Origin of the sequence: Mesorhizobium sp. M0106 (genome assembly GCF_040322715.1) — a bacterium.
In the GTDB taxonomy this organism is placed as follows: domain Bacteria; phylum Pseudomonadota; class Alphaproteobacteria; order Rhizobiales; family Rhizobiaceae; genus Mesorhizobium.
This window is the reverse complement of sequence record NZ_JAMYUA010000091.1, coordinates 1-7,168: the sequence shown is the minus strand read 5'-3', so window position 1 is coordinate 7,168 and position 7,168 is coordinate 1. Positions and strand designations below refer to the sequence as shown.

6 protein-coding genes and 1 pseudogene are annotated in these 7,168 nt (G+C 61.7%); 2 read left to right on the top strand and 5 right to left on the bottom strand.

Annotated elements, in window-relative coordinates:
* The 3 genes from NKJ55_RS34865 to NKJ55_RS34855 form a co-directional block, all read right to left on the bottom strand.
* A partial coding sequence (locus tag NKJ55_RS34865) for a hypothetical protein (RefSeq protein WP_352453850.1) occupies window positions 1-779 on the bottom strand: 779 nt, incomplete at its 3' end.
* A complete protein-coding gene (locus NKJ55_RS34860; protein ID WP_352453849.1) occupies window positions 688-2,046 on the bottom strand; it encodes a toxin TcdB middle/N-terminal domain-containing protein in 1,359 nt (452 codons plus the stop codon). The genes NKJ55_RS34865 and NKJ55_RS34860, both read right to left, overlap by 92 nt.
* Window positions 2,030-2,796, bottom strand: a protein-coding gene (locus tag NKJ55_RS34855; protein ID WP_352453848.1) for an IS5 family transposase whose coding sequence is annotated in 2 segments (ribosomal slippage) — window positions 2,030-2,469 and window positions 2,469-2,796 — 768 coding nt in all. Because the reading frame shifts where the segments join, the coding sequence is not laid out codon by codon here. Before NKJ55_RS34855 ends, NKJ55_RS34860 begins: the two co-directional genes overlap by 17 nt.
* Before the next feature lie 93 nt (window positions 2,797-2,889).
* On the opposite strand from NKJ55_RS34855, the gene NKJ55_RS34850 reads away from it, so the two are divergent.
* The gene (locus NKJ55_RS34850) at window positions 2,890-3,402 is read left to right on the top strand and encodes an SUKH-3 domain-containing protein (RefSeq protein ID WP_352453847.1); all 513 of its coding nucleotides are present in this window, start codon (window positions 2,890-2,892) and stop codon (window positions 3,400-3,402) included.
* Window positions 3,403-3,451: 49 nt separating this feature from the next.
* Here the strand turns inward: NKJ55_RS34850 and NKJ55_RS34845 are convergent, their stop codons facing one another.
* Together NKJ55_RS34845 and NKJ55_RS34840 are read right to left on the bottom strand one after the other, a co-directional pair.
* The gene (locus NKJ55_RS34845; RefSeq protein WP_352453846.1) at window positions 3,452-5,101 is read right to left on the bottom strand and encodes a SpvB/TcaC N-terminal domain-containing protein; all 1,650 of its coding nucleotides are present in this window, start codon (window positions 5,099-5,101) and stop codon (window positions 3,452-3,454) included.
* Between the two features lie 683 nt (window positions 5,102-5,784).
* Window positions 5,785-5,988, bottom strand: a pseudogene (locus NKJ55_RS34840) (transposase); the annotation flags it as partial.
* Window positions 5,989-6,234: 246 nt separating this feature from the next.
* Between NKJ55_RS34840 and NKJ55_RS34835 the strand changes: the two are divergent.
* The coding region (locus tag NKJ55_RS34835) for an IS110 family RNA-guided transposase (RefSeq protein WP_352453845.1) at window positions 6,235-7,168 on the top strand (934 nt) is incomplete at its 3' end.

The following is a 7,168-nucleotide window of genomic DNA, read 5'->3' as shown; positions in this document are numbered from 1 at the left end:
TCGTTCCAGTCGTAGGAGTTGGTCGTCCACTGCGCGGTGTCGCCGACGAACCTTGGGAAGGCGGTGCGCAGGACATTGCTACGCAAATCGTAGTCGGTGTCGGCAATGCGCTTTGCTCCCGCCACCGTCTCTCCGGGCGTTTCCACCCGATAGACCCGGCCGAGCCCGTCATAGTAGGAGCGGACAAAATCCTCGCCCGCGCCATTGGGCAGCGGCGTCAGCTTGGCCAGCGCCTGGGTCGCCGGATTGCCCTCGTTCTCGAAGCGCGTCCTGGCATAGGCGCCGGTGACGCTTTGCGAGACCTGGTAGGGCCGGCAGAACGGATCGTAGGTGAAGGTCTTGATCAGGCCGTTGATGTCGGTCTTCGTCGCCGGCAGCCCGCAGACTGGATTGTAGGTGGCGCTCGAGACGAAGCGGGCGTCGGCGCTCTGGCCGCCGGTGGCAAAATAGCGGGGCGCGCGTTCAGTCACCGGATAGAGGTGATAGGTCGCGTCAAAATCCCACTCGCTCTTGTGGCCGAGCCCGTTGGTCGCCGAGACCTTGTTGCCATAGGCGTCATAGGCAAAGTACTGGTTCACCTCCTTTTGCGGCGAGCCATAGTAATCGGACAAGCTGCGCTTGCGGGTGACATTGCCCTTGGCCGGCGGCGTGGCGTTGGCGCCGGCGTTGCCGTCATAATAGGTCTCGTCATAGCCGATATAGGGAAAGCTGGTGTCCAGCCCGGCGCACCGTCTGGCTGCTCGGCAGCGAGACGATGTAGGCGCTCGTGTTGGGCGCAAAGCTCGCCACCGTCCAGGTCTCGTCGCCGCTGACATCGGTGCGGCCATAGTCCTTGATGCTGGTGATATTGTTGTAGGCGTCGAACGCCCGCTCGACCCTGAGAGTACGTGCAATGTTCTCGGTCAGCGTCGTGTCGGTCGCAATGTTCTGCACCCAATAGGGCTTGGTCGCGGCATTGACCGCATAGGTTTCGGCCACCTGCTTGTGCACGACGCCGGCGCCGTCCTTCCACACCGTCAGCGACGGCAGCCCGTAGCTTGCCAGGTCCTGCCGGTAGGTGGTCTCGATCTTGGAGGCCGCCGTCTCGCCATTGGCCAGCGGCTTTGTCTCGACGATCGAGGCAAAGCCCAGGAACTTGCGAGCCGCCGGGTCGTATTTGCCGCCGGCATAGGCGTAGGTGCTCACCGCGGTTTGGCCGCGGCCGTCGCCGACCGACAGTTTTGTCAACGCATGCACCACCTGCGGCAGGTAGGTGTTCGCCCAGGTCGACGACGGCGCATATTCCACCGCAACCGTCCCGCCGAGTTCCGTCACCACCGAGCGCAGCAGATTCGGATTGCCAGCACCTGGCGCGGAGATGAACATGTGGTCTTTGTAGTCGGTAAAATCGGGAAGACCGTCGCCGTTGAAGTCGCCTATCACCCTGGCCGCGCCCAACGAAACGGGTAGCGTGAATTCAACCGGGGTCATTGCAGTTGATGACGGACGCAGCGAGAAGACCCGGACCGAACCTGTCCTCTCCTCGCCAGCCACCGTGATGACATCCATCCGCCCATCATTGTCGAAGTCGCGAAGGACGGCACTCTTCTCCGGTATCGACGGAACTGTGTATTCCTTGAAGTCAACTCCGGTCGACAGCCATAGTCTGGCGCTGTTGTCACTGCCCCTGTAGCGGAAAATATCTGTCGCGCCGTCGCCGTTCACGTCGGCCAGGACGCAGCTGCCCAATTCGGCAAGCGTCGAGCAGCCGGGGGAAAACGAGGGCTGAATCGGCTCCCATATGCCGTTTGACAGTGCGCCCTTCTTTACGTCGCCGCCCAGCAGCCCCGGTACAAACAAGGGCTGCTGGTGCCCATTGCCGAGGAAGTCGCCGACACCGATTACGCCGATTATCGCGCCGCTTGCCTGGTTCACGGTATCGACGCCGTCAGCATCCTCGTCAGCGACAATAAAGGAGCCAGTCGACAGTGCATCGCACGCGGCTTCGTAGCCGGCCGGTGCGGCAGGGGCGCCGAGGAGCGTTTTACAATTAGGTCGTAGACTCATAAACGCGCAGCCACAGGCGCATTGACGCGAGCTGGACCATGGCGAGGAAGTTGTCGGCGAGCTTGTCATAGCGGGTTGAGACGCGACGGAAATGCTTCAACTTGGAGAAGAAGCGTTCGATCAGGTTGCGCTCGCGGTAGAGCCGCTTGCTGAAGCAGGGCTTCCATTTCCGGTTGCTCTTGGCCGGGATGTTGGGCGTGGCACCCTGCTCCTGGATCAATTCCCGGATGCGGTCGGCGTCGTAGGCCTTGTCGGCCAGCACAATGGTGCGTTGGCCAAGACGATCGAGAAGCCGATCAGCGATCTGACTGTCATGTGCCTGTCCTGCTGTCAGGCCGAGCCGTATTGGGAGCCCTTGCGCGTCGACGACGACGTGGATCTTGGTCGTGAGCCCACCGCGCGATCGACCGAGACAACGATCTGGTCCCCCTTTTTTGCCGTCGCAGCCTGTTGGTGCGCCCGGATGGAAGTGCTGTCGATCATTTGGATATCCCCATCGTGCTCGGCGCTGATGGCATCCATCAGCCGGTCCCAGACGCCTGCTCTCCGCCATCGCACAAACCGGTTAGAGCAGGTGGTCCGCGGCCCATAGCGCTCGGGCAGATCCCGCCACGGCGCGCCGGATCGCAGCACCCAGAAGATGCCGTTGAGCACCCGCCGGTCATCGACGCGCGGAACGCCTCGCGGCTTGTTGGGCAACAGCGGCTCGATCACGCGCCACTCGAAGTCGGTCAGGTCATATCGGCTCATGCGGAGCCTGAATCAGATTGCGCCGCAATATGAAAGCCGCCAGTCGGAAAACAACCCATTGCGGAGCTTGAAACTACCAACGATAAATTCAGAATGACAACTCTGCCGACCGCTGTTTTGCCGATCTTTGCCGCAGCCGGATGGTTTCCTGGACGCAAAGTGCCCATGTCTCCAGAGGTCCCGGCTAGTCATCCCGTGGCTGCCGTTCTCAGCGAGTTCGGTGGCCTCAACGTCGGCGAGCTCGGCCGTGGCATGGAATGCGCCCGGAGCGATGTCGTCTTCTGTTGGTCCCCACATGAAGGCTACCGAGAAATCGCCGAAATTGGAGACTTGCTTCAGACGGAGTTGGCTTGCTTTGCCACAGCTCACAACCATCACCAAAGCCTGTATATCGATAGTGGGGGCCGAGTGTTTGTGGTGTCCCCGATGATGAGCGGCATCGGCTTAATGGGGCGCACTTTTGGTGATGCTATGGAGCGCGCCCTGCTAGGCCGAAAGGCATCACCCCTGCTTCTGCCATCACATGAGAGTGTATCTTGGTATGGAGAGGTGCTTCTGCGTGGAAGCCCTCAAATCATGAGCATTGGGGAACTGAAGACGGGATAGGGCGGCCGACTGCTTTCCACCCTATCTCGCTCATTCCGCATTTATGAGTTCACGGCCTAGAATTGGTCAATGCGAGCTGGGTGTTTGTGAGGACAATCGCGCTGCGTGTTCCCGACTGGCCACCACCCGACTGGGGACTCGCCGTGACCGTGTCGGCAAAGTCCATCGTGCCTTTGCCGGCCAAGATCCGGCCGGGCTTGGAAGAATATAGACCGTCCTCTGCCGCGTTGAGGGCTACCGATGTCGTGTTGATGAGCGCGCCATTCGAATCGAATCTGTATACGTACTTTTTTCTACTGAAGGTGGGTATGGGATTTTGAACTTGCGTGACCAAGTCGCCAAAGACTTCATCGCGGCCATCAAAGTCCAAATCGCCGGTCTCGTTGGGTGCCCCTGGCGCCAGGACCGTGGAGAGCGCACTATTAACGGTCGTGTAGACCCCATCGGTATTCTGATAGCTCATCTGGCCGAGCGGTTTTGCGGTGCCGCCGGTGATGGTGCCGTCGGCGGCGATGGCTGCATCGGTGCCATAGCGGGTGACGGCGGTCAGGCGCGAGGCGTTTGAGAACGGCGCCTGGTCGTAGGTCAGCTTGTAGGCGCTGCGCAGCGCGCCGGAGACCGGGACGCCGATCGCCTTGATGCGCTGGCTGGTCTCCGAGATGTCGCGGCCATTGCCCATCAGGATCAGGTCGGGCCGTGTCTCCAGATAGAATTTTACCACCGTGCCGTTGTAGCTGATCGTGTCGGGATAGCAGACCGGGCTTGCCGGACAGGTGTAGCTGTAGGCGACGCTGTTGCCATTGGTGTCGGTGACCGAGGTCAACAGCCAGCGATAGCTTAGGGCCAGATCATAGGCCGGCGTGCCGGCAGTCGGCGTCAGGTTGGCGACGGCCGCCACCGAGCGGTAGGTCGAGACGGTGCCGTCGCGATCCGTCACCTTCCATTCATTGGTGGTGCCGTTCAGCGCAATGCGGCGATAGGATTCATTCTCCGTCGCATGCGTGCCGCCGGTCGAACACGACGGCGACACCATGCCGGCGACGCAGGCAACCAGCTGTTGGCCGTTGAGCAGATAGATGTCGGTGCCATCGAAGGCCGGCATGCCATAGCCCGGGCTTGCTCGCTCGATGACGTCAAAGCCGTGAAGGCCCCAGGCATAGCCCAGCCAGCCCTGGTAGAGGCCGCCTGTCTTGGTCTTGCGGGAAGACTCATAGGTCAGTGCGATCGAGGGTTCGATGCCATGGAAGTCCGAAACGTCGATGCCGATGGCATAGCCCAGATTGCCGTTGCCTGAACTCTTCGGCAGATCCACCTTCGGCGTGCCGATCGCCTCGGGTTCGCTCTCGGTGGTCGTCTCGGTCGCCGCCGCCGCTGCTGGTTCCTCGGGCGCGGCTTCGGTGTCGGTCGGCTGATCGGTCGTTCCTACTTCGGCCGCCGCGTCGGGAGCTTCAGTCGCGGGCGCAGCATCTCCCGTCGCGCTTGCTGGGGGCGTTCCGCCCGCAGCATCCGCGCCGGAGCCCAGCGCTGCCCCGCTATTATCGAAGCCGCCGGATGGTGCGCCAGCATCTGGCGAAGTCCCTTGCGCCTCCTGCGCAAAAGCCGCCATCCCTGCAGAGCTTCTAATATAAGAAACGAAAGATGTATCCGCGCCGAACACGCCAGCGGCAAGCAATGCCGCGCCGACAAGCAACTTGTTCATGATTCCCCCGAGCCCAAGTTGCTTACTTCTACTCAGCCCCAGCCAAACGAATACGACACCGCATCGTCATAGTCGGACTATCCACAGGGAAATTTTTAGGAGAGGTGAGCGTATGAGAGATTGTCTCTGAACAACCAAGAACGCCTTAAGCCGATCTGCGGGGCGCCATCAGCCGCTGTTTCGATTGATCAACCATAGCAACGCAGACTATTGCCTTTGCGGAGGTCGCTGACGCTCACGCGCAAGTTCCGAAAGAACCTGCGGAGGACCGGGGCCACGGGGCTCGTTTCGTCTAGACCGGCGCCCCAGGCGTCCTCTCAGTTAGCGCCAGTTAGCGTCCGGGCGATCCTCCAAGCTTCGAGATTGAGCCATTCCGAGCTTAAATATCGGCTCCGAATTGAGCGATACAGATTGAGATACAAACTGTGATACAATCCGGTACGAAAATCTCAGAAAAACGCTTTTAAATCAACACGAGAACCGGTGCGGCGATGCTGTCTCGACTGACTCGAACCTCAAATCGCCACCTGAAGGGAATGTCGGTATCGGCGGTTGCGCGTCCATGATTTGAACCTGGGAGTTGCGTGAGTCAAGTTCTGCAAAATGGCGTGGCATTGCGGTGACGTCGGCGTGTCCGCCGCGCAGCCCCCGTGTTTAGCGGAGCGGCGGACACATGACGGTGCTCAGGCGGCCAAGGCCCTCAGGCTCTCCGTCTTGTGCTCGCGCAGATGATCCATGTTGAGATAGCGGGTCGCCTCGAGCCAGTTCTCGTGGATCTCCACCGCCAATGCCCGAACCAGCCGCAGACAGCTCCGCGGGTTGGGGAAGATGCGAACGACCAGGGTGCGCCGCTTGATCTCCTGGTTCAGCCGCTCCAGCATGATTGTAACCGGTATGATCATGACGGTGCCATCCGATCCCCGCTGGAGATGAGCGATTTTCGGCGTATGGTGCGACCATCCGGGACAGGGGCACCGGGAGCACGCCAAGTGCGGGCAGGCCGATGTATTCGATGAGCTGCGAGCTCGCGTTAGTAGCTGGCCGCCCCTGCGACCTGCCCGGTTGCGCCGAGAGCGCGGATCCGTAGGTGTCGCGTCGCCCGCTGGCTCCCGATTGTTGAGGAGAGGGAGCCGATGAGACGTGTGATTGGAATGGACATCCACCGCACCTTTGCGGAGGTGGTGGTTTGGGAAGACGGCCGGCTGCGCCATCACGGACGGGTCGACATGACCCGCTCGGGACTGGAAGGGTTCGGCCGCAGTTTGCGACGGACTGATGAGGTTGTCGTCGAGGCTACGGGCAACGCCATGGCGGTGGTGCGGGTTCTGTCGCCCTATGTCGGCCGGGTGATTGTCGCCAACCCGATGCAGGTGAAGGCGATCGCTCATGCCAGGATCAAGACCGACAAGATCGATGCCGGCGTTCTGGCGCAGCTCCATGCCAGCGGCTTTCTGCCGGAGGTCTGGGTACCTGACGAGCGGACCGAGCGGCTTCGCCGCCTCGTCGCGCGGCGCAACCAGGTAGTTCGGCATCGCACGCGCGTGAAGAACGAGGTGCATGGCATCCTGCAGGCGCACCTCGTGCCGAAGTGCCCGCATGCCGATCTGTTCAACAATCGCGGTCGCGCCTGGCTCGAGCGGCAGGTGCTTCCCGACGACGAGCGGGCCGCTATCGCCCGCCACATCCGCGAGATCGATCGCCTGGCCGAGGATCTGGCTGACCTCGATCGCGACATCGCCCGGGAAGCGGTTGATGATGCGCAAGTCCGGCGGCTTCAGACGATCACCGGCGTCAATGTCATCGTCGCGAGCGGTATCATCGCCGCGGTCGGCGACACCCGGCGGTTCCGCGAGCCGCAGAAGCTGGTGAGCTACTTCGGCCTCAATCCGCGTGTGCGCCATCCGGTCTTGGCTTGGCGCAAATATGGCCGGATCAGCAAACATGGGCGTTCCCATGCCCGCGCCATGCTGGTCGAGGCCGCCTGGGCGGCGGCGAAGGCGCCCGGACCGCTCAGGGCCTTCTTCCTACGCATCCGTAACAAGCGTGGTCATCAGGTCGCAGCTGTGG